Origin of the sequence: Lysobacter sp. (assembly GCA_013141175.1) — a bacterium.
Taxonomy (GTDB): domain Bacteria; phylum Pseudomonadota; class Gammaproteobacteria; order Xanthomonadales; family Xanthomonadaceae; genus Lysobacter_I.
In genome coordinates, this window is the sequence record JABFRN010000001.1 from 3,401,164 (window position 1) to 3,421,898 (window position 20,735).

Sequence of the window (20,735 nt, forward strand, 5' to 3'; positions counted from 1 at the left end):
TATGTGATGTCAATGGATTAACGTCGGGTTGGGCTTGGGGATAAGCCCGGGAACCGGGACCGCGTTCAATACGGACCTGTATGAAAGTTCAGGGTTTGGCCATGAAACCGCCTAAACCACGTCTACTCATAGATAATAGGGGGAGTTGTAATGTCGAATGTGATTCAGTTTCTTGAATCGATGGGTGCCAATGCCGCCATGGCGAGGATGCCCATCCCGGATTACGAAGCAGCTGTTGCGGCATTGAACGTCGAAGAAAACCAACGCGATAGCTTGCGTAGGGGAGATGCCAAGAGACTTGGCGACCAGCTCAATGGTCGGGACACACTGCTCTGCCTCGTTTTCAGTCCGTCTGAAGAGGAAGAAAGGAAGGCTCCGGATCAGGAAGAAGAATCGTCGGAAGAAGAGCCGAAAGCGGAATGACTTTTCGGCGTCATCGAAACGGAAACTAGGCTTGGGGTGAGTTGTGCAAAGGATGCTCCTGACATTGGTACTGGCGTTTCTGGCCATGGCATCGACCATGACTGCCCATGGGGCATCGCGCTACGGCGATCTGCTCGCCGAAGCCGACAGCATACGCAGCTCCAACCCCAAGCGCTTTCTGGAAATCATCGTCGTCCTCGAGAAGCGGAAATCCGAGGCGACGAAGATCGAGTCGCAGAAACTCCGGTATCTGCAGGCTTTCTCCACGATCTATCAGGATCGGTTCGCGGACGGCTTCAAACAATCGACACGGCTCTACAAGCAGGTTTCCGACGTCGATCTCAAATTCCGCACGGGCAGCCTCATCGCCAATCTGACGGCGATCAGTCGCGACTTCAGTACTGGCTTGCCCTACGTGCACAGCAACCTGGAAATGCGCGACAAGGTCAAGGACAAGAAGATCCGTCAAGACGGCATCGGCACCGCCGCGATGTTCTACAACCAGATGGGCCAGTATTCGCTCGGTTTGAAATACGCCGACGAAGTGCTCGGCGGATCTCCGGCGCCGCGCGTGAAATGTTTCGCGAGCAGCGTGAAGCTCGAAGCCCAACAGGTGCTCGGCAAGCTCGACGGCTCCAGCGATTCCTTCGATTCGGCTCTGGCGGATTGCCTCAAGCTTCCGGAGCTCATGGCGGCCAGCACCTTGAGGGCGACGCGTGCGCGTGAGCTGGCGAAATTGGGCGAGATCGAGAAGGCCGTGGCGCTGCTGGAGCAGGACGCGCTTCCGGACGTGCTCGCCACGCGCTATCCGCGCCTGATCGCGGAAATCCGCTCGCTGCTGGGTGAATTGAAGCTCAAGAAAGGCGATCTCACCGAGGCGCAAAAGCAGTCGGAGGAGACGATCGCGCTCGGCGACGCGATCAAATCGACGCAGGCACTGGTGACCGCATACGGCACGCTGTATCAGATCGCCGAACGCCGCGGGCAGACCGAGCAGGCACTCGCGCTGTACAAACAGTATGCCCAGGCCGAGAAGGCCTATCTGGGCGACGTGAAAGCGCGTGAAGTCGCGTATGAAATGTTTCACGAGCAGACGCAGCAGCAATCGCAACAGCTCGCGCTCGAGCGCGAGAGCACGCAAAAAGCACGTCTTGTGATGGTATTCCTGATGCTGTTGCTTGCAGGCATCATTTTCTGGGTCATTCAGATCAAGCGTCATCAGGGCCAATTGCAGCGTCTGGCGCAGACCGACACGCTGACGGGGCTGGGCAATCGCCATTTCTTCACGCAGAAGTCCGAGCGTGCGTTGATCGACGCGGCGCGTGCCGGTCAACCCGCGGCGCTGGTCATGTTCGATCTCGACCACTTCAAGGCGATCAACGACACCTACGGCCATGGCGCCGGCGACTGGGTGTTGAAACAGGTCGGCAAGACCTGTTCTTCGCATTGTCGCAAGGTCGACTATCTCGGCCGTATCGGTGGCGAGGAATTCGCGGTGTTGCTGCATGGCCTCGATCTGGCCACGGCTGCGCGTCTCGCCGAAGACTGCCGTTCGCAGCTCGCCCAGATCGACACCCGCGAATGCGGTTACTCGTTCGTGGTCACGGCGAGCTTCGGTGTCAGTTCGACCGCGCAGTCGGGCTATGACCTGTCGCGCCTGCTCTCGCACGCCGATCAGATGCTGTATCGCGCGAAGAACGAAGGCCGCAATCGCGTCTGCGCCTATACCGCTGAAACCGCCGCTGATTACAAATCGCCGAAACGCACGCCGACCCTGAGCGTGGTCGGCGGCGGTTGAGGCCGTCCATCGCTTGCCGGATGCAATGACAGCCGACGCGGGCCCATGCGTTGCCGAGCCGGCGGTCGACGGCCCGCTGATCCTTCCTGCCGCGCAGTGGCAATCGCTGCGCGCTGCCTACGCCGAACCGGCGCGTGCCTATCATCACTTCGGGCATGTGCGGGAAGTCCTGGCGCTCTACCGGGAGATCGACACTGGCCCCGGTTGGCATCGTCCGAACGAAATCTGGCTGGCGGTGCTGTACCACGACGCCGTGTATATCCCCGGGCGAAGCGACAACGAAGCCGCTTCCGCGCGACTCGCCATCGAGCACCTCGAGCGGTGGCCGCAGGCTGGGATCGATCCGCAACGCGTTGCTGGACTCATTCTTCTCACCGCCCGCCATGGCAGCCTGCGCGTCGAAGATGCCGGAACCGGCGAGGGGGGTGAGGACGCGCGCCATTTTCTGGATTGCGACATGGCCATCCTCGGGGCGTCGCCGGAGGCATTCGCTGCGTACGATCGGGCGATCGCAGAGGAATACTGCGCGGTGCCGCGATGGCTGTATCGCATCAAACGCCGGCAATTCTTCAAGAGACTATCCGTCTCCGATACGATTTTTCTCAGCGATTTCTTTCGCGATCGCTTCGAAGCGCAGGCGCGGCGCAATCTTCAGGCGTCGCTCAAGGCTTAGAATCGCAGCATGAATGCAGATACCCGGACCGGACAGGCCACGATCATGCCAGTCATCATCGAGCCGGCCATGACCAAGCCGACCATGAGCAATCCCATTACGATCAAGAACATCGCCGCATACCATTTCGTTCCGGTGATGGATCCCGATGCGCTCGCCGCCGGGTTGCAGGCGCGCGCGGAGACGGGCGGGCTCTCCGGCACCATTCTGGTGGCCCAGGAGGGCATCAATCTGTTCCTTGCGGGCGAAACGGCGGCGATCGACGATCTTGTCGCTGCCCTGCGCGACGATCCGCGGTTCGCGGAGATGACGGTCAAGGCCAGCGTTTCGTCGCACGTGCCGTTCTCGCGGCTCAAGGTGAAGGTCAAGCCGGAGATCATCAGCTTCCGCCAGTCCGATGCTTCGCCCGATGCCGGGCGGGCGCCGACGGTTTCGCCGGCATCGCTCGCGCGCTGGATCGGCCAAGGCGCCGACGACAACGGCCGTCGGTTGGTCCTGCTCGACACCCGCAACCGTGAGGAAGTCGAGTACGGCACTTTCGCGGATTCGATGGTGCTGCCGATCGACAACTTCACCGAACTGCCCGACGCCGTGCTGGCGCGGCGGGAAGCGCTGGCCGATGCCACCGTCGTCAGTTTCTGCACCGGCGGGATCCGATGCGAGAAAGCCGCGCTGTGGATGCGTGCGCAGGGCATGGAGAATGTCCTGCAGCTCGATGGCGGCATCCTCGGCTATTTCGAGGCGGTGGGCGGCCAAGGTTACGAGGGCGCCTGTTTCGTGTTCGACGACCGGATCGCGCTGGATCCTTCACTGACTCCCATTCCCGGCACGAACAGGTCAGAATCCGCGCATTCACCGAGAGGACATCGCGACCATGGCTGATATGGGCTGGATCGGACTGCTGTTGGCCATCGTCGGGGCGTACTTCGCCATCAAAGTGGTGAAGTTCGTCTTCAAGTTGTTCTGGTGGGCGGCGGTGCTGTTCGGCGCGTACTGGTTCCTGGCGCCGACGCTGGGGCTACCGCGCCCGTTCTGACCGCATCCACTCGCTCTGCGGAGGATGGCAATGACATCGCGCGACACGACATCGCTGGATCCACGCGTCGACGCCTACATCGCGCGTTCGGCCGACTTCGCCAAACCGGTCCTCGAGTACGTGCGTGCGCGGGTGCACGAGGCGTGCCCCGATGTCGAAGAGACGATCAAATGGGGCATGCCGACCTTCATGCATGCCGGCGGCATTCTCTGCGGCATGGCCGCGTTCAAACAGCATGCGTCGTTCGGATTCTGGAAGCATGCGCTCGTGGTCGGCGACGGCTCTCCCGTCGAGGGCATGGGGAGCTTCGGGAAGCTCTCGTCGGTAGCGGATCTCCCGGCGAAGCGGCAATTGCTGGCCTATCTCAAGAAAGCAGCGCGCCTGAACGAGCAGGGCGTCAGGACACCGGCTGCGCAAGGCCGCAACGCCCAAGCCGCTGCCGGAGGTCCCCGCCGATTTCGCAGCCGCACTGCGCGGCAATGCCACCGCGAAAACCACGTTCGAGCATTTCGCTCCGAGCCACCGTCGCGAATATCTCGAGTGGATTCTCGACGCCAAGCGCGAGGAGACGCGCGCGCGCCGGATCGCGCAGGCGGTGGAATGGCTTGCGGAGGGCAAATCCCGGAACTGGAAATACGAAAACTGCTGAAGCGGTTTCAGCGCAGCGTTTCGTCCGTCCGCATCACCGGATACAGCCCGAAACGTTCGTCCCACGCGGTGTGCAGGCGATAGAAGAACTCCAGCCGCGCCTGCGGATCGGCGGCGAATTCCGGGTCTTCCTTGATCCTGCGTTCGAAGCGCTCGCGCACCGCGGGATCGCGCGCGAGCATCTCGCGGGCCACGTCTTCGGCGACGTAATCCTCCATGTACTCCTTTTGCTCGAACGCATTGTTGAACAGCCCCCACGCGAGCAGCGAATCCGGCGCCAGCGGTTCGAGTAGCGACATCGCCAGCCGCGCCTTGGGCTGCGCGATCGGGACGAACAGCGCGCCTGTGCCGATGTCGTGGGTCTCGGCTTTCCATTCGCCTTCCACCGTCAGCCGTTGGTGGCTTTCCGAGGAAGCGGCGGCGAAGGTCGGAGTTTCATCGCGGAAAATGCCGACTTCCGCTTTCGTCAGCGCGTGGCCCAACCGTTGGTAAGCGATCCCGTGCGTGCGCAGTCTGGCGGCGACCATGTCGGCGTAGGCGGCCGGTACGAGATAGCCGCCTTTCGGTGCCGCGATGGCAAGGCCGGGTACGACATCATCACGCAACGGCAGCTTCCAGACCTGGGGTTTGCTGTCGTCGTACCGCGTCATCAGTGCGCCTGAGACATCCGACGGCGTGCGGGTATAGGCGTAGCCGCGGAAATCGATGGTGCGGACCTTGTCGCTGGCGGTCCAGGTCAGTGGAACCATGGTGCCGCCGAGTCCCTTCGCGCGCGAGTCCGCTTCGAGTGCGGTCCGGCGCCAGTCCGCGCCGTGCTTCGCCACGAGTTCCATTACCGCGATCACGCTGTTGCGCGTGATCCGGACCCGGGTCGGGTAGTCCTTCCACGAATGGGTTTCGACCAGCATCGCGATGCGATTGCGCAGGTGGAAATAGCCGGTCGAGAAGCGCGGCGGCGCGACGCCATCGACGAAGCCCGAGGCCGGGTTGTCGTTCTCGACGAAGGAGGGATAGAACGCCACCGGCAGCGAGCCCTGTTTGCGCAGTGCCGCCAGCGTGCCTTCCCGCAGTGCGAGACCGGCGGCGCGCAGAGGCTCGTCGCCGGCATGCAGCGGTTCCACCTGGATCGATACGTCGTGCTCGAATTTCGCCCCGTCGGTGACGTGCAGGTCGATCGTCGCGATCGGATCCCAGGCATTCTCCAGTGCCAGCATCGCCTGCATTTCGGGCGTGTCGGCCTTGGCGTAGTCGCGATTGAGATTGAAGTTCTGCGCGGTGACGCGCCAGCCCATTGCGGCCGGGCCGTTCTGGTTCGGGCGGTTCCATGCGCCGAAGCGTTCGTGGCCGTCGATGTTGAACACCGGCACGAAGATCAGCACGGTCTTGTCGAGCGCGCCGCGCGCGGCCTGTCCGTCCAGCATTTGCCGCAGCGCGAGGAATCCCGCGTCCTTGCCGTCGATCTCGCCCGCGTGGATCCCGCCCTGTATCAGCACGACCGGAAGGCCGGCACTCCGCGCCGCGTCAGCGGTCAGCGCGCGATTGCTGGCGACCAGCGCCTTCATCGGCCGGCCTTCGGGTGTGGTGCCGAAATCGATGCAGCGCACACGGTCCGGGTAGCGCCCCGCGAATGCGTCGCAGAGTGCGATCACCTCCGCGTAGCGGCCGGTGCGTGCGTAACCGCTGCGTTCTGCTTCGGTGGTGAGTCCTGCGGCGGCATGGACGGCGATGCTCGCGGTGAGCATCAGCAGGGGCAATGCGATCGACACGGCTGGGCGCATGGCGGAAGGGCTCGAAGGCGATCTCGCATTGTGCCGCGATCGGCCCTGCTGCGGGCATGTCTTTGGTCATGCGCGATCGCATCGGATGGCGTGCGAAGATTGGCGTCTTGGCATCTGGGTATTCGCATCTCGATACAGGAGTGGACATGAGCGCACCGCACTACACCCTTTATTATTCGCCGGGATCGGCCAGTCTGGTGGTTCACTGGATGCTGATCGAATTGGGCGCGCCGCATGCGCTGGCGCTCGTCGATACGGCTGCCGGGGCGCAGAAGCAGCCCGGATATCTGGCGCTGAACCCGAACGGCGTGGTGCCGACGCTGGTGATCGACGGTGCGCCGCACTATGAAGCCGCTGCGCTGCTGATGCATCTGGCGGATGCTTTCCCGGCTTCGGCGCTCGCCCCGCCGCTGGCGGACCCGCAGCGCGTCGACTACACCCAGTGGATGTTCAATCTCGCGAACATGGTGCAGCCGCTGTTCCGGCAGTGGTGGTATCCGCATGAGCCCGCGGGCGAGTCCCATGCCGAAACCGTGCGGCACTATGTGCAGCCACGGATCGAGGCGCAGTGGCAGCGCATCGATGCGCATCTCGCCGGGCATGGCCCGCATCTGCTGGGCGATCGCCTGACCGCCGCCGATTTCTATCTGGTGATGCTGATGCGCTGGTCGCGGAACATGCCGAAACAGGCGATCGATTGGCCGCATCTGGCCGCGTTGGCATCGCGTCTGAAGGCGCGGCCGTCGTTCACGACCCTTTACGAGCGCGAAGGGCTGGCCGAATGGGTTTGACAGGCGGCGCTCGATCGCAACAGCGCGGGATGTGGGCGCAAATGTCCCGCCTGCATCCCCGCATCACTCCGGCGGTGGTTGCTGCCGGCCCCGATTTCCCGACGAGGCGCTGATCCATGACGACCGCTACAGAAGCCAGCACGCCGGACTCCGGCGCGAAACTGCCCCGTCAGATTCCCTACATCATCGGCAACGAGGCCTGCGAGCGCTTCAGTTTCTACGGGATGCGCAACATCCTGGTGCAGTTCCTGGTCAGCAGCGTGATCCTGTCCTACCTGCCCGAAGCGGAACGGCAAGGCATGGCCAAAGAGGTTTTCCACAGTTTCGTCATCGGCGTGTATTTTTTCCCGCTGCTCGGCGGCTGGTTGTCCGATCGCTTCTTCGGAAAGTACCACACCATTTTCTGGCTCTCGCTGCTGTACTGCGTCGGCCACGCCTGTCTGGCGATCTTCGAAGGCAACCGCACCGGTTTTTATACCGGTCTGTTCCTGATCGCGCTCGGTTCCGGAGGCATCAAGCCGCTGGTTTCGTCGTTCGTCGGCGATCAGTTCACGCAATCGAACAAACATCTGGCGAAGATCGTTTACGACGCTTTCTATTGGACGATCAATTTCGGTTCGTTCTTCGCCTCGCTGCTGATGCCGATCCTGCTTCGCAACTACGGCCCGGCTGTGGCCTTCGGCGTGCCCGGCGTATTGATGTTCATCGCAACCATCATTTTCTGGATGGGCCGCAGCAAATACGTCAACATGCCCCCGAGCGCGCACGACCCGAATGCGTTCATGCGTGTGGTGATGACCGCGCTGCGCGGCGGAGCCAGCGGGCGGACGGGTATCGGTAGTGCAGTCGCGGCGAGCGGCGTGCTGATCGCTGCCGGCATGCTGCTGGGCTGGTGGCTGTCGCCGGTCTGGTGGCCGAAGGATTTCGGCTTCGTCATCTCGTTCTGTCTTGCGCTCGGCGCGGTTCTGCTGTTCGGTGGTGTCGGTACCGCGCTGCAACTCGACCATGCGCGCGGTGCGCATCCGGACGAAGTGGTCGACGGCGTACGCGCGGTGCTGCGGATTCTGATCATCTTTGCGATTGTCAGTCCGTTCTGGTCGTTGTTCGACCAGAAGGCATCGACCTGGGTGCTGCAGGGCAAGACCATGATCATGCCGAACGATCAGTGGTGGTGGCCCGGCTGGCTGATCAAGGAAGCTGGACAGATGCAGGCGCTGAATCCGCTGCTGGTGATGGCCCTGATTCCCTTCAACAATCTCGTGTTGTATCCGCTGCTGACGAAATTGGGCTTCAAAGTCACGGCGCTCCGTCGGATGGGCTTCGGAATCGCCTTTTCGGGCCTTGCGTGGGTCTTCGCCGGCATGATCCAACTGTGGATCGATGGCGGCGATCCGGTATCGCTGGCTTGGCAGATACTGCCTTACGCATTATTGACGCTCGGCGAGGTGTTGGTCTCGGCCACTGGTCTGGAGTTCGCGTACAGCCAGTCCCCGCCGAAAATGAAGGGCGTGATCATGAGCTTCTGGATGCTGTCGGTCACGTTCGGCAACGTCTGGGTGTTGCTGACCAACGCGGCGGTGCGCAACGACACCGCGATGGCGCAGATCGCGAGTACAGGATTGAGCGAGAACGCGTTCCTGATGTTCTTCTTCGCCGGATTCGCTTTTGTGGCAGCGCTGATCTTCGCCGCGTACGCCAGGCGTTATCCGCTGCAGGACCACTATCGTGCGGCTTGAGCCATATGTGATCTTTGAACCAGGCGCGTCATCTCGTCGGGAGAATGCATGAACGGCTACATCACGTTGGCGCTGATCGCAGTGACCGTGCTGGTGTCCTGGCAGGCCTGGGAGCGACCACGCTTGCTGGAGCGGCTGATCCTGTGGCCGCCGGCGATCGATCGCCAGCAGCAGTACGACCGGTTGCTGACGCATGGTTTCATCCATGCGGACGGGATGCACCTGATCTTCAACATGGTCACGTTGTATTCGTTCGGACAGATGATGGAGGGCTACTTCAGCGCACGCATCACGCCGATCGGCTATCTGTTGTTCTATCTGTCTGCAGTGGTGGTCGCGATCCTGCCGACGTTCATGAAACACCGGCACGATGCGAGCTATCGCAGTCTTGGTGCGTCGGGTGCGGTCTCGGCGGTTCTGTTCGCCTCGATACTGCTCGACCCATGGAGCGGGATCTACATGTTCTTCATCCCGATTCCCATACCGGCTTTCATCTTCGCGGGCCTGTACGTCTGGTACAGCATCTGGATGGACAAGCGCGGTGGCGACAACATCAATCACAGTGCGCACCTGTGGGGCGGGCTTTACGGAATGATGTTCACATTACTGCAGCAGCCGGAACTGGCGGGTCAATTCCTGCGGCGTCTGGTCAGCCCCGCTTTCGGTGGGGGCTGACCAGACGGTATCGCGTCAAGCGGCGTAGGCGGTACGGGTGATCTCGCCGCCGTAGGTCTGCTGCAGGCGCTTCTGGATCACGTAATCCAGAAGTTGGAACTCGCGGGTAGCAGTGTCGCCCTGGCGGGCGAGGTCGTACAGCCGCTCGACGACGGTGTCGTCGCTGACGTTGGCGGCGGGAGCATCGAGTTGCATGTGGACTCCTTAAGAGAAAAGGTGTCGCTATCGGTGGGACGGGGAACGCTGCACGGGTGTTTCAAGGAGTATTCAAGCATGAACCGTGCCAGCTGTTTCAGCGTCATGGAGGCGGCTTGAATCTGCCGCAATGTGTCAGCTTTCAACCGGATGCTGGTCGGCGATGACCTGTTGGGTCGCATGCCGCAAGTGGATGGCATGGGCAGGGTGGGGTGTCCTGATCCTTGAAAATGCGCTGTATTCAGGCGGGTTGAGCCGGGCGCTGGCATTGTGGTCCGCATGCGTCCTCGCCCTGCCCAGAAAACTTCGTCCCCCCACTTCCCAAATTGCCGGCGATGTGGTGTATGGTGGGCGCACTGTTCCAAGCGGGATCACGGTACATCGTGGCCCGATGCGGTAGATCCAAGGTTGCAAGCCGGCAGCGGCCCGTCCCGAACTTCCTCCATGAGGGCGTTCCCGACGGGGTTACACTCGGTCAAGCCCAGACGATCCGCTCATCGTTCGCGTTACCCCTGGCTAGACAGTCGCGGCGCCGCAAGGCTTCGTGTATCCACCAACTGTTTATGTTTAAGAGGAGTAACACACCATGTCCGATCGTCAGAGTGGCACCGTCAAGTGGTTCAACGATGCCAAGGGCTATGGCTTCATCACCCCGGAAAGCGGCCAGGATCTGTTCGTCCACTTCCGTTCGATCCAGGGCAATGGCTTCAAGTCGCTGAAGGAAGGCCAGCAGGTCACCTTCAAGGTTGTGCAGGGCCAGAAAGGCCTGCAGGCCGACGAAGTCCAGGCGCTCTGATACCGTACATACGAAACACGGCCCCGGGCGCCTGCGCTTGGGGCTTTCTTATTGGTTTCACCGGATACGGTCCCGGCCGATAGGCCCTGTATCCATCACCAGTCAATTCTCCAGGAGTAACGCAACATGTCAGATCGTCAGAGCGGCACCGTCAAGTGGTTCAACGATGCCAAGGGTTTTGGCTTCATCACCCCGGAAAGCGGCCAGGACCTCTTCGTCCACTTCCGTTCGATCCAGGGCAACGGCTTCAAGTCGCTGCAGGAAGGCCAGAAGGTCACCTTCAAGGTCGTGCAGGGCCAGAAGGGCCTGCAGGCTGATGAGGTCCAGGCGGTCTAATCACCGCTTGCGCAACAAGGCCCCGGGCGTTCGCGCCCGGGGTTTTTTTTGCCCGCGATTCCCATGGCCGGACATCCGGTGGGTCGATTCCGAAGTCGAACGACGCCTCCGATCTTCGGCTCACCGGCATCATCCGGTATCCTGATCACCCCGTTGTCGCCACGGCAGGCACCGCATTCCCATGAGTTACATCATGTCCAAAGCGCCCCGTTTTGTGCTTGTTGCCGCACTCGGCACCGCTGTTCTGTTGACTGCCTGCGACCAGAAAAAGGGCGCCGAGTCCGGTACGCAGACACCGGCTGCTGCGCCTGTCGCTGCACAGGCGCAGCCTGCGCCTGTCGAGCTGAAGGACGTCATCGAAAACGATGCCCGCTACATCATCGGCATCAGTTATCCCAAGCAGGCCGCGAAATATCCAGGCCTCGCGCAGGCGCTGCGCAGCTATGCGGACAGCGCGCGCGCAGAGCTTTTGAAGGCGATCGCTGCCGGTGATGCCGCCAAGCAGAATGGCCCCTACGACCTGACCTTGAATTTCACGCTTGTCGCGGAGACGCCCGAGGTGGTTGCGGTGGCCGCCGATGGCAGCAGTTTCACCGGGGGTGCGCATGGCACGCCGCTGGTCGCGCGCTTCGTGTGGTTGCCGCAACAGAATGCGCTGTTGGCTTCCGATACCCTGTTCGCCGACCCGCGCAGTTGGGGCGCCATTTCCGATTACACCCGCGAACAGCTTCACGCCGCGCTGTCGCAGCGCGTGGATGCCGACGAACTGCCGCCGGAAGAGCGTGCCGACGTCATGCGCTCGGTCGGCAAGATGATCGATGCCGGCACCGAGCCGGTCGCTGCCACGTTCGCTGCGTTCGAGCCGGTGCTCGCGCCCGAGGGCGACAAGCTGATGGGACTCCGCTTCGTGTTTCCGCCGTATCAGGTAGGCCCTTATGTCGACGGCGTGCGCACGGTCGAAGTGCCGACCGCTGTATTGATGCCGCATCTGGCGCCCGCGTATCGCGGCATGTTCGTGGCCGTCAACCCTGCGACGGTGGTCGACGCCGCCCCGGCGCAGACCGTGCCGCCGGGGCAATAACTTCCGCTGCCGCTCAATCGGTGGCGAACAAAGCGGCAAGCACCGCGCCGCAGTCGTTTTCCAGTTTCAGATCGACCAATCCATCAGCGCGCGTCTGTCCGCGATTGAGGATCGCGACGGGGGCGCCACGCTCGTGCGCCATCCGCGCGAAACGGAAGCCGGAATACACCATCAGCGACGAGCCGACGACCAGCATCGCATCCGCCGCTTCCAGTGCCTCCACTGCCTGCGCGTAGCGCACGCGCGGCACGTTTTCGCCGAAGAACACCACGTCCGGTTTGAGCAGGCCGCCGCAGAGCGTGCAGTACGGGGGCTCGAATTCCAGGACGGCGGCGGCATCGATGTCGGCATCGCCATCCGGCGCAACCGCCGCATCGCGGGGTCGCCAGTCGGCGTTGGCTGCGGTCATCCGCGTCTGCAGTTCCGTTCGTGGTCGTTCGTCGCCGCAAGCCAGACAGAGGACGCGGTCCAGCCGTCCGTGCAGATCGATGACGGCCCGGCTGCCGGCGCGCTGGTGCAGGGTATCGACATTCTGGGTGACCAATGCCGTGATGCGGCCGGTCTGCTCGAATGTCGTCAATGCGCGATGGCTCGCGTTCGGGGCTGCGGCCGAGAAACCGGGCCAGCCGACGTAGCTGCGTGCCCAATAGCGGCGGTAGGTGGCGGGATCGCCGACCAGCGCCTGATAGGTCACCGGCGGCGGTCGTTTCCACGCGCCATCGGTGTCGCGATAGTCGGGAATGCCCGATGCGGTGCTGACGCCGGCACCGGTGAGCACGAACACGCGGGCGTGGCGATCGAGCCATGCGCGCAACGCATGCGCATCGGCTGCGATCGATCCGGTATCCGAAGCTCGAAGCGAATGCGGCATCGGTCAAGCATAGGTCATGTCTGCGATCAGTGTGGGCCGAAAACGACATCGCCCGGACGAGCCGGGCGATGTCGGGAACGCGATGGCGGAGCGATCAGTGCGTGGTCAGACCGCGACGCTTCAGCAGCGGCTCGATCTGCGGTTCGCGACCGCGGAACTGCTTGAAGGTGCTGATCGCGTCTTCCGAACCGCCGCGGCTGAGCAGCTTGGCGCGGAACCAGTCGCCGTTCTTGCGGCTGAGACCGCCGTTCTCCTTGAACCATTCCACGCTTTCGGCATCCAGCACTTCCGACCAGATGTAGGCGTAGTAACCGGCCGAATAGCCGCCCATGATGTGGCTGAAATAAGTGGTGCGGTAACGCGGCGGCACGGCGTAGAAATCGGTGCCGTTCTTCTTCAGCGCCGCCGCTTCGAACGCGATCAGGTCCTTGCCGGCCGGCACCTGGTCGGCGCTCAGCTGGTGATAGCTCTGATCGAGCATTGCCGCACCCAGGTACTCGGTGGTGGTGAAGCCCTGGTTGAACTTCGATGCGGCCAGCACCTTGTCGAGCAGCGCCTTCGGCATCGGCTCGCCGGTCTGGTGGTGCTTGGCGTAATTGGCCAGCACTTCCGGCCAGTCGGCCCACATCTCGTTGACCTGCGACGGGTATTCCACGAAGTCGCGCGGCACGTTGGTGCCGGAGAAACGCGGGTACTGCACATCGGAGAACATGCCGTGCAATGCATGGCCGAACTCGTGGAACATGGTGGTCACTTCATCCCAGGTCATCAGCGTCGGTTCGCCGGCCGGCGGCTTCGGGATGTTGAGATGGTTGGCGACCACCGGCAGGTTGCCGGTCAGGCCGGACTGCGACACGTACTCGCTCATCCACGCACCGCCGCGCTTGGACGGACGCGCGTACATGTCGGCGATGAAGATCGCCAGCTGCTTGCCGTCGGCGTCGTACACGTCGTACACGGTGACGTCGGGGTGATAGACCGGCAGATCGGTGCGCTGCTTGAATTTCAGGCCGTAGAGCTGGCCGGCAGCGAAGAACACGCCGTTCTCCAGCACGTTCTTCATTTCGAAGTAGGGCTTGAGCTGCGATTCGTCGAAGTTGTAGCGCGCCTGGCGCACCTTCTCGGCGTAGAACGCCCAGTCCCACGGTTCCAGCTTGAAGCTCGGCTGTCCCTTGGCTTTCTGTTCGGCGTCGATCACCGCCTGCATATCGACGGCTTCGCGCTTGGCGTTCGTGACCGCCGGCGGCGCCAGTTTCGCCATCATCGCGTTCACCGCCTGCGGATTGCGCGCGGTTTCATCTTCGAGCACATAAGCCGCGTGGTTCGGGTAGCCCATGATCTTGGCGCGTTCGGCGCGCAGCTTGAGTACCTGCGAGACGATGGCGGTGTTGTCGAATTCGCCGCCGTGGCTGCCGCGCCCGATCGACGCCTTGTAGACGCGTTCGCGCAGGGCGCGGTTCTCGAGCTGGGTCAGCGTCGGTTGGCCGGTGGTGTTGAGCAGGGCGATGACGTACTTGCCTTCCAGTTTGCGCGTCTTCGCCGCTTCCGCCGCCGCCGCGATCTGGCCATCGGAGAGGCCGGCGAGTTCAGCCTTCGTGTCGACCACGACTGCAGAGGCGTTCACTTCCGCCAGCACGTTCTGGTTGAACTTCGTGCCCAGCGTCGCGAGTTCGGAATTGATGTCCTTGATCCGCGCTTTCTGGGCTTCGGTCAGGTTCGCGCCGGCGCGGACGAAATCGGTGTAGTAGCGTTCGATCAGGCGCACGCCTTCGGCGTTCAGGCCGAGCGACTGGCGTTGATCGTGGAGCGATTTGATCCGCGCGAACAACTTCGGGTTCAGCGAAATCGCGTCGCTGTGCGCCGACAGCTTGGCGGCATAGTCGCCTTGCAGTTTCTCGCGGGTGTCGTTGGTGTCGGCGCCGGTGAGGTTGAAGAACACGGTGGCTGCGCGGCCCAGCACCTGGCCGGATTTCTCCAGCGCGACGATGGTGTTGTCGAAGGTGGCCGGCTCGGCGTTGCTGGCGATGGCCTCGACTTCCTTCAGCTGGTCCGCCATGCCGCGGTCGAACGCCGGACCGAAGTCGCTGTCCTTGATCTTGTCGAACGTGGGGTATTTCAGCGGCAGCGTGCTTTCTGCGAAGAAGGGATTGTCCTGGGCGGCGGGTGCAGGCATGGCGGTCTTGTCGTTGTCGGCGTAGGCGGGCGGTGTGGTGGCGCAGCCGGCGAGGCCGGTGGCGATGGCCAGCGCGACAGCGCAGGCGAGCGGGCGATTCATGGGCGGTCCTCGGCGGGAGCGGGCGTGCGGAATTGCAGTGCTCAGGGTAGCGGATAGGGGCCGCTTCCGGCCCATGACGAAAGGCATGTTGCCTGCGGTGCGAAGCGGGGGGCGGTCTGTAACACACTGAATTGACGAATTGTTTACAATTTTCCGAACGGTCACCGGCGCTTTCCGCCAAACCACGCATCGCCGCCCCTCGGTTCTTCCCCACTCTCAGGATTCAATGTCATGACTCATTCCCATCGTCACGGCCGCCGCGCGTTGCGTATCGGCGGACTGGCCGCCGCCGTTCTTTTCGCTCTGCCGGCCATGGCCCAGGACACCGCCGCCCAACCCGGCGCACCCGAACTCGACGCCATCACCGTGACCGCGCAGCGCCGGGCCGAGAACATCCAGGACGTGCCGATGGCGATCACCACCGTCGATCGCGAAAAACTCGAAGTGCTGACTTCCGGCGGCGACGACATCCGCCTGCTTTCGGGTCGTCTGCCGAGCCTCAATATCGAATCCTCGTTCGGCCGCGCCTTCCCGCGCTTCTATATCCGTGGCCTGGGCAATACCGACTTCGATCTCAACGCCTCGCAGCCGGTGTCGCTGGTGTACGACGGCGTGGTGCAGGAGAACCCGATCCTCAAGGGTTTCCCGCTGTTCGATCTGGACCAGATCGAAATGGCCCGTGGCCCGCAGGGCACGCTGTTCGGCCGCAATTCGCCGGCCGGTGTGATCAAGTTCGAGTCCGCGCGTCCGGAGCAGGAGTTCGGCGGTCACGCCCGGATCGGCTACGGCAAATACAACACCATCAATGTCGAAGGCGCGGTCACCGGCGGCCTCAGTGAAACCGTCTCGGCGCGCCTGTCGGTGCTGCATGAGCGTCGCGACGACTGGGTCGACAATGCCGCGAACGGCCCGGGCGACGATCTCGAAGGCTACAAGGAAACGGCCGCGCGCCTGCAGGTGCTGTTCCAGCCCAGCGACACGTTCGAGGCGCTGGCCAATGTGCATATGCGCAAGCTCGACGGCACCGCGCGTCTGTTCCGCGCCGGTCTCATCCGTCCGGGCAGCAACGATCTCAACAGCGGCTTCTCCCGCGACCGCGTTTCGATCGATGGCCGCAATGAGCAGACCCTCGACCAGTTCGGCGCCAATCTGCGCATGCGCTGGGATCTCGGGCGCGTCAGCCTGTATTCCACCACCGGTTACGAAAGCGTCGAGACCTTCAGCCGTGGCGATATCGACGGCGGCTCGGTCTATGCCTTCCCGACCGGACCGATCGGCACCTCGTTGTTCCCGGCCGAGTCCGCCGACGGGTTGCCGGATCACCGCCAGCTGAGCCAGGAATTCCGCCTCGAATCGAACGAATGGGGTCGTTTCGACTGGCAGGCGGGGCTGTTCTGGTTCGACGAATCGATCGACGTGGACAGCTTTTCCTACGACGGTTTCGGCGGCCCGCAGAACGGCTACGCCATCCAGCGCCAGGACAACACCGCATGGGCGGTGTTCGCCTCCGGCGATTTCGATGTCACCGACAGGTTGAAGCTGCGCGGCGGCCTGCGTTACACCGACGACCAGAAGGATTTCAGCGCCGAGCGCGTCGTCGGTCCGTTCGGTCCGCCGATCGCGCCGATCAAGGTCAGCCCCAGCGACACCGATGTCAGCTGGGATCTCAGCGCGGTGTACGAAATCAACGATGACGTGAATGTCTATGGCCGGGTGGCCCGCGGTTTCCGCGCGCCGAGCGTGCAGGGCCGTTTGATGTTCGCCGATGCCACGCTGCCGGCGGACCAGTTGGTCACCGTCGCCGATACCGAAACCGTGCTGTCGTGGGAAGCCGGCGTGAAGGCGCAGTTGTGGGACAACCGCCTGCGTGTGGGTTTCGCCCTGTTCCGCTACACCGTGAACGATCAGCAGCTGACGGCGGTCGGCGGCGCCAGCAACATCGCCACATTGGTCAATGCCGACAAGACCATCGGCCAGGGCGCCGAGCTCGATGTGCAGGCCTGGTTGACCGACAATCTGTTCGTCACTTTCGGCGCCAGCTACAACGACACCGAGATCCAGGATCGCAACCTCACCGTGTTCGGCTGCGGCGGCGGCTGTCAGGTCAACGATCCCGCAGGCACCGTGGCCGGCACGTTCCGCATCGACGGCAACGCGCTGCCGCAGGCGCCGAAGAACGTCTACAACGTCACCGCGCGCTATGGCATTCCGACCAGTCGCGGCGAGTTCTTCGCTTACACCGACTGGGCGTATCGCAGCGACGTCAACTTCTTCCTTTACGAGTCGACCGAGTTCACCGGCGCCTCGCTGCTGGAAGGCGGCCTGCGCCTGGGCTACGCCTGGAACAGCGGCGATTATGAAATCGCGCTGCTGGGCCGCAACATCACCGACGAGGAAGCGATCGTAGGCGGCATCGACTTCAACAACCTCACCGGCTTCCTCAATGAGCCAAGGACGTGGGGCGTGGAGTTCAAGGCGAAGTTCTGATCGCACGACGCCTCGTGGATGACATCACCCGGCCTGCAGCGATGCGGGCCGGTTTTTTTGCGTCGGATCCGGATTCTCACCGGATGCGACGCGCCCGGTTACAGTAGCCACTGGCTTCCGACGCATCTCTGTTCCCATGAGCAAACCCGCTTCGAAAAACGCAGGTAAAGCCCGCACTGCCTTCGTCTGCGGCGACTGCGGGGCCGAGTCCGGCAAGTGGCAGGGGCAGTGCGGCGAATGCGGGGCGTGGAATACGCTCACCCAGATCGTATTGGAATCCGCAGCGTCGGCAGCTTCGCCGGCCGCGCGTCGCAGCAGTTGGGCCGGCAAGGTCGATCCGCCCAAGGTGACGCCGCTGAAGGACGTGCTGCATCACGAGGATGCGCGCACCAGCACCGGCATCGGCGAGTTCGACCGTGTGCTTGGCGGCGGGCTGGTCGAGGGCGCGGTGATCCTGATCGGCGGCGATCCGGGCATCGGCAAATCCACACTGTTGCTGCAGGCGCTGGCGGGCATGGCCGGGCGGTTGCCCGCGCTGTATGTCACCGGCGAGGAATCGCTGGCGCAGGTCGCCGGGCGTGCCTCCCGGCTCGGGCTGCCGCTGGATGGCCTGAGCGCGCTGGCCGAAACCGGCGTCGAGCGCATTCTCGAACAGGCCTCGCAGATGCGGCCGAAGCTGTTGGTCGCCGATTCGGTGCAGACGCTCTGGACCGAATCGCTGACCGCCGCGCCGGGCTCGGTCAGCCAGGTGCGCGAGAGCGCCGCACGACTCGTGCGTTATGCGAAGGAAACCGGCACCGCGATCTTCCTCGTCGGCCACGTCACCAAAGAGGGCGGCATTGCCGGCCCGCGCGTGCTCGAACACATGGTCGATGCGGTGCTGTATTTCGAGGGCGACAGCGGCAGCCGGTTCCGGGTGCTGCGCGCGTTCAAGAACCGCTTCGGCGCGGTGAATGAGCTGGGCGTGTTCGCGATGGGCGACAAAGGCCTGCGCGAAGTACCGAACCCTTCGGCGATCTTCCTCTCCGGCGGCAGCACGCCGCAGCCGGGCAGCTGCGTGATGGTCACCCGCGAGGGCACGCGCCCGCTGATGGTGGAAGTGCAGGCGCTGGTGGATTCCTCCCCGCTGTCCAACCCGCGCCGGGTCGCGGTCGGTCTAGAACAGAACCGCCTCGCGATGCTGCTGGCGGTGCTGCATCGCCACGGCGGGATCATGATCGGCGACCAGGATGTGTTCGTGAACGTGGTCGGCGGCATCCGCGTGCAGGAAACCGCCGCCGATCTGCCGGTACTGCTGGCGGTGCTGTCGTCGCTGCGCGACCGGCCGTTGGCGGACAAGACCATCGCGTTCGGCGAGGTCGGGCTGTCGGGCGAAATCCGCCCGGTGCCGAACGGCGAAGAGCGGCTGAAAGAAGCCGCCACCCACGGGTTCAAACGCGCCATCGTGTCCAAAGCCAACGCACCGAAAGCCGGTTCCTACAAAGGCATGGAGGTGGTCGCGGTCGAGCGACTTGCGGACGCGTTGAGCGCCGCCGCAGACTGATCGCGTTTTCCACTGACTCCGGAGCGTCGCCGATGACAGGTTTCTTCGCTGCAGTCCGTTCGTTGTTCGGTGGAGGCGCTGCCGAACCACGGATGAATCCCGCCGACTTCACCGAAGAAGTCGCGCGCCGCGTGCGTGCAGCCGCTCCGCGACTCGATGTGCGGGTCGTAGGCGAGCTGGAGCTTGCGATCGACATGAGCGAGGACGGCGGCAATCGCGCCTTCCTCAACAACGCCTATCAGATGTACCAGGGCGAATCCGCGCGCAATCGCAGCGATCTGATCGACCGGTTCGTGCGCTCTTTCGCCGAAGCCGCGGCAGGTCTGGAACGCAGTCGCGACGCGATCATCCCGATCGTCAAGGATCGCGGCTGGCTGGAGGAGATCCGCCAGTCGATGCGGCAGATGCACGGCACGGAAGGGCAGGACAAGGTCTACGAAGATCTCAACGACGATCTGGTGGTGGTCTATGCCATCGATACGCCCAGCAATATCGCCTATCTCAATCCGGATGAATTGGAACGGCTGGATGTGCCGCGCGAAGACCTGCGCGCGCTTGCCGTGCGCAACCTGCGTGGTTTGCTGCCGGGCATCGAAGTCCATCGTGGCGATCTGGTCAACATGATCACCGCCGACGGCAATTACGAAGCTTCCCTGCTGCTGTTCGCGGACCTGTGGGAGCGCGAGCGCGAAAAACTGCGCGGCGAACCGGTCGCCGCCGTGCCCGCTCGTGATCTGCTGCTCTTCGCCGACTCCGCCAACGCCGACGCGGTCGCGCAACTCAAGCAACTGGCATCGAAGATGCGCGCCGAAGCGACCTATGCGCTGACCGGTCGCCTGTTCGTGTTGCGCGACGGCCACTGGCTGCCGTTCTGACAGCGGTCGCTGGAATCGCGCTTAAAATCGGGTCATGCACGAGATCGAACCGCCGTCTGACGATGACGATGCGTCCGCTGCCCCAGCGGTCACGCCCGGCAAGCGACGCCGTCCGGAACTCACGCCCGCGCAGCGCGCGCTGGGACTGCTGGTCCGCCGCGAACATTCGCGCAAGGAACTGACGCGCAAGCTGACCGCACGCGGTGTGGAGGTGGACGACGCCAAGGCTGCCGTGGCACGGATGACCGCCGAAGGCTGGCAGGACGATGCCCGCTTCGCCGAACTGCTGGTCCGCAGTCGTGCCAGCAACGGCCATGGCCCGCTGCGGATCCGTGCCGAGCTGGGTACCCATGGTCTGGATCGCGACATCGTCGTCGCGGCAATGGACGCCTACGATGGCGACTGGACCGAAAACGCCCGCGATCTGGCCCGCCGCCGGTTTCCCGGACGGCTCGACGACCGTGCGATCCAGCGCAAGGCCGCCGATTTCCTGCTGCGCCGAGGTTTCAGCGGGGATCAGGTCCGCGCGGCGGTGCGGCTGGACGATGATGATTGAGCCCGCCAATTGTCATCCCGAGCGCAGCGAGGGACCTGCTTTTCGTTGTTCATGTTTCGCTTGTCGAAAAACAGATCCCTCGCTGCGCTCGGGATGACGGATCTTGTGTTTTCCCGTCGTCGAGCGCCGCCCAGTCGCCCTCCGCCTGTTAATCTAGAAGAT

19 protein-coding genes and 1 pseudogene are annotated in these 20,735 nt (G+C 63.4%); 16 read left to right on the top strand and 4 right to left on the bottom strand.

The features are described from left to right. Nucleotides 1-150: 150 nt before the first annotated feature. From HOP03_14975 to HOP03_15000, 6 genes and pseudogenes are all read left to right on the top strand, one after another. On the top strand, nt 151-423 hold the full coding sequence (locus HOP03_14975) for a hypothetical protein (GenBank protein ID NOT89466.1): 273 nt from the start codon (nt 151-153) through the stop codon (nt 421-423). Nucleotides 424-520: 97 nt separating this feature from the next. Beyond that, nucleotides 521-2,221 carry a diguanylate cyclase gene (locus tag HOP03_14980; protein NOT89467.1) on the top strand — a complete coding sequence of 567 codons (1,701 nt, stop codon included), beginning with the start codon at nt 521-523 and terminating at the stop codon, nt 2,219-2,221. 25 nt (nt 2,222-2,246) lie between these two features. Next, complete coding sequence (locus tag HOP03_14985; protein ID NOT89468.1) at nt 2,247-2,894, top strand: hypothetical protein; 648 nt, start codon at nt 2,247-2,249, stop codon at nt 2,892-2,894. Nucleotides 2,895-2,978: 84 nt separating this feature from the next. Continuing rightward, complete coding sequence (locus HOP03_14990) at nt 2,979-3,776, top strand: sulfurtransferase (protein ID NOT89469.1); 798 nt, start codon at nt 2,979-2,981, stop codon at nt 3,774-3,776. After that, nucleotides 3,769-3,930: a hypothetical protein gene (locus HOP03_14995; protein ID NOT89470.1), complete on the top strand. Its 162-nt coding sequence runs from the start codon at nt 3,769-3,771 to the stop codon at nt 3,928-3,930. The genes HOP03_14990 and HOP03_14995 overlap by 8 nt, the downstream gene beginning before the upstream one ends. Nucleotides 3,931-3,960: 30 nt before the next feature. After that, nucleotides 3,961-4,579 (top strand): annotated as a pseudogene (locus HOP03_15000) (hypothetical protein). Nucleotides 4,580-4,586: 7 nt separating this feature from the next. Here HOP03_15000 and HOP03_15005 read toward each other — a convergent pair. Next, complete coding sequence (locus HOP03_15005; GenBank protein NOT89471.1) at nt 4,587-6,356, bottom strand: M14 family metallopeptidase; 1,770 nt, start codon at nt 6,354-6,356, stop codon at nt 4,587-4,589. Nucleotides 6,357-6,502: 146 nt separating this feature from the next. Between HOP03_15005 and HOP03_15010 the strand changes: the two genes are divergently transcribed. The 3 genes from HOP03_15010 to HOP03_15020 all read left to right on the top strand — a co-directional run bounded on the left by HOP03_15010 (nt 6,503) and on the right by HOP03_15020 (nt 9,558). Next, nucleotides 6,503-7,147, top strand: coding sequence for a glutathione S-transferase family protein (locus HOP03_15010; GenBank protein NOT89472.1), 645 nt, complete (start codon nt 6,503-6,505; stop codon nt 7,145-7,147). A 116-nt stretch (nt 7,148-7,263) separates the two neighbouring features. Then, nucleotides 7,264-8,883: an MFS transporter gene (locus tag HOP03_15015; GenBank protein NOT89473.1), complete on the top strand. Its 1,620-nt coding sequence runs from the start codon at nt 7,264-7,266 to the stop codon at nt 8,881-8,883. A gap of 48 nt (nt 8,884-8,931) precedes the next feature. Beyond that, nucleotides 8,932-9,558, top strand: coding sequence for a rhomboid family intramembrane serine protease (locus HOP03_15020; GenBank protein NOT89474.1), 627 nt, complete (start codon nt 8,932-8,934; stop codon nt 9,556-9,558). Nucleotides 9,559-9,573: 15 nt separating this feature from the next. Here HOP03_15020 and HOP03_15025 read toward each other — a convergent pair whose 3' ends face one another. Further along, a complete protein-coding gene (locus HOP03_15025; GenBank protein NOT89475.1) occupies nt 9,574-9,753 on the bottom strand; it encodes a hypothetical protein in 180 nt (59 codons plus the stop codon). A 586-nt stretch (nt 9,754-10,339) separates the two neighbouring features. Here HOP03_15025 and HOP03_15030 point away from each other — a divergent pair. The 3 genes from HOP03_15030 (at nt 10,340) to HOP03_15040 (ending at nt 11,966) form a co-directional block, all read left to right on the top strand. After that, nucleotides 10,340-10,549: a cold-shock protein gene (locus tag HOP03_15030; GenBank protein ID NOT89476.1), complete on the top strand. Its 210-nt coding sequence runs from the start codon at nt 10,340-10,342 to the stop codon at nt 10,547-10,549. 126 nt (nt 10,550-10,675) lie between these two features. Next, entirely contained in the window at nt 10,676-10,885 is a 210-nt protein-coding gene (locus HOP03_15035; GenBank protein ID NOT89477.1) for a cold-shock protein, read from the top strand. 193 nt (nt 10,886-11,078) lie between these two features. Then, nucleotides 11,079-11,966 carry a DUF3298 and DUF4163 domain-containing protein gene (locus HOP03_15040; protein ID NOT89478.1) on the top strand — a complete coding sequence of 296 codons (888 nt, stop codon included), beginning with the start codon at nt 11,079-11,081 and terminating at the stop codon, nt 11,964-11,966. Nucleotides 11,967-11,979: 13 nt separating this feature from the next. Here the strand turns inward: HOP03_15040 and HOP03_15045 are convergent, their stop codons facing one another. Together HOP03_15045 and HOP03_15050 are read right to left on the bottom strand one after the other, a co-directional pair. Then, nucleotides 11,980-12,837 (bottom strand): NAD-dependent protein deacetylase, encoded by an 858-nt coding sequence (locus HOP03_15045; GenBank protein ID NOT89479.1) that lies wholly within the window; start codon nt 12,835-12,837, stop codon nt 11,980-11,982. A 94-nt stretch (nt 12,838-12,931) separates the two neighbouring features. Next, complete coding sequence (locus HOP03_15050) at nt 12,932-15,112, bottom strand: M3 family metallopeptidase (protein ID NOT89480.1); 2,181 nt, start codon at nt 15,110-15,112, stop codon at nt 12,932-12,934. A gap of 231 nt (nt 15,113-15,343) precedes the next feature. Between HOP03_15050 and HOP03_15055 the strand changes: the two genes are divergently transcribed. The 4 genes from HOP03_15055 to HOP03_15070 all read left to right on the top strand — a co-directional run bounded on the left by HOP03_15055 (nt 15,344) and on the right by HOP03_15070 (nt 20,573). Further along, nucleotides 15,344-17,599 (top strand): TonB-dependent receptor, encoded by a 2,256-nt coding sequence (locus tag HOP03_15055; protein ID NOT89481.1) that lies wholly within the window; start codon nt 15,344-15,346, stop codon nt 17,597-17,599. A gap of 136 nt (nt 17,600-17,735) precedes the next feature. Continuing rightward, nucleotides 17,736-19,142: a DNA repair protein RadA gene (gene radA, locus HOP03_15060; protein NOT89482.1), complete on the top strand. Its 1,407-nt coding sequence runs from the start codon at nt 17,736-17,738 to the stop codon at nt 19,140-19,142. A 32-nt stretch (nt 19,143-19,174) separates the two neighbouring features. After that, on the top strand, nt 19,175-20,017 hold the full coding sequence (locus HOP03_15065; GenBank protein ID NOT89483.1) for a DUF1444 family protein: 843 nt from the start codon (nt 19,175-19,177) through the stop codon (nt 20,015-20,017). Between the two features lie 34 nt (nt 20,018-20,051). Continuing rightward, entirely contained in the window at nt 20,052-20,573 is a 522-nt protein-coding gene (locus tag HOP03_15070) for a regulatory protein RecX (protein NOT89484.1), read from the top strand. The last annotated feature ends 162 nt before the right edge of the window (nt 20,574-20,735 follow it).

Bases quoted from the DNA above. Each gene is read 5' to 3' on its own strand.
- HOP03_14990 (NOT89469.1), top strand. From the start codon at position 2,979: ATGAGCAATCCCATTACGATCAAGAACATCGCCGCATACCATTTCGTT.
- HOP03_14975 (NOT89466.1), top strand. From the start codon at position 151: ATGTCGAATGTGATTCAGTTTCTTGAATCGATGGGTGCCAATGCCGCC.
- radA (NOT89482.1), top strand. From the start codon at position 17,736: ATGAGCAAACCCGCTTCGAAAAACGCAGGTAAAGCCCGCACTGCCTTC.
- HOP03_15005 (NOT89471.1), bottom strand. From the start codon at position 6,356: ATGCGCCCAGCCGTGTCGATCGCATTGCCCCTGCTGATGCTCACCGCG.
- HOP03_15020 (NOT89474.1), top strand. From the start codon at position 8,932: ATGAACGGCTACATCACGTTGGCGCTGATCGCAGTGACCGTGCTGGTG.
- HOP03_15050 (NOT89480.1), bottom strand. From the start codon at position 15,112: ATGAATCGCCCGCTCGCCTGCGCTGTCGCGCTGGCCATCGCCACCGGC.
- HOP03_14995 (NOT89470.1), top strand. From the start codon at position 3,769: ATGGCTGATATGGGCTGGATCGGACTGCTGTTGGCCATCGTCGGGGCG.
- HOP03_15055 (NOT89481.1), top strand. From the start codon at position 15,344: ATGACTCATTCCCATCGTCACGGCCGCCGCGCGTTGCGTATCGGCGGA.
- HOP03_15070 (NOT89484.1), top strand. From the start codon at position 20,052: ATGCACGAGATCGAACCGCCGTCTGACGATGACGATGCGTCCGCTGCC.
- HOP03_15045 (NOT89479.1), bottom strand. From the start codon at position 12,837: ATGCCGCATTCGCTTCGAGCTTCGGATACCGGATCGATCGCAGCCGAT.
- HOP03_14980 (NOT89467.1), top strand. From the start codon at position 521: ATGACTGCCCATGGGGCATCGCGCTACGGCGATCTGCTCGCCGAAGCC.
- HOP03_15015 (NOT89473.1), top strand. From the start codon at position 7,264: ATGACGACCGCTACAGAAGCCAGCACGCCGGACTCCGGCGCGAAACTG.
- HOP03_15035 (NOT89477.1), top strand. From the start codon at position 10,676: ATGTCAGATCGTCAGAGCGGCACCGTCAAGTGGTTCAACGATGCCAAG.
- HOP03_15040 (NOT89478.1), top strand. From the start codon at position 11,079: ATGTCCAAAGCGCCCCGTTTTGTGCTTGTTGCCGCACTCGGCACCGCT.
- HOP03_15010 (NOT89472.1), top strand. From the start codon at position 6,503: ATGAGCGCACCGCACTACACCCTTTATTATTCGCCGGGATCGGCCAGT.
- HOP03_15025 (NOT89475.1), bottom strand. From the start codon at position 9,753: ATGCAACTCGATGCTCCCGCCGCCAACGTCAGCGACGACACCGTCGTC.
- HOP03_15065 (NOT89483.1), top strand. From the start codon at position 19,175: ATGACAGGTTTCTTCGCTGCAGTCCGTTCGTTGTTCGGTGGAGGCGCT.
- HOP03_15030 (NOT89476.1), top strand. From the start codon at position 10,340: ATGTCCGATCGTCAGAGTGGCACCGTCAAGTGGTTCAACGATGCCAAG.
- HOP03_14985 (NOT89468.1), top strand. From the start codon at position 2,247: ATGACAGCCGACGCGGGCCCATGCGTTGCCGAGCCGGCGGTCGACGGC.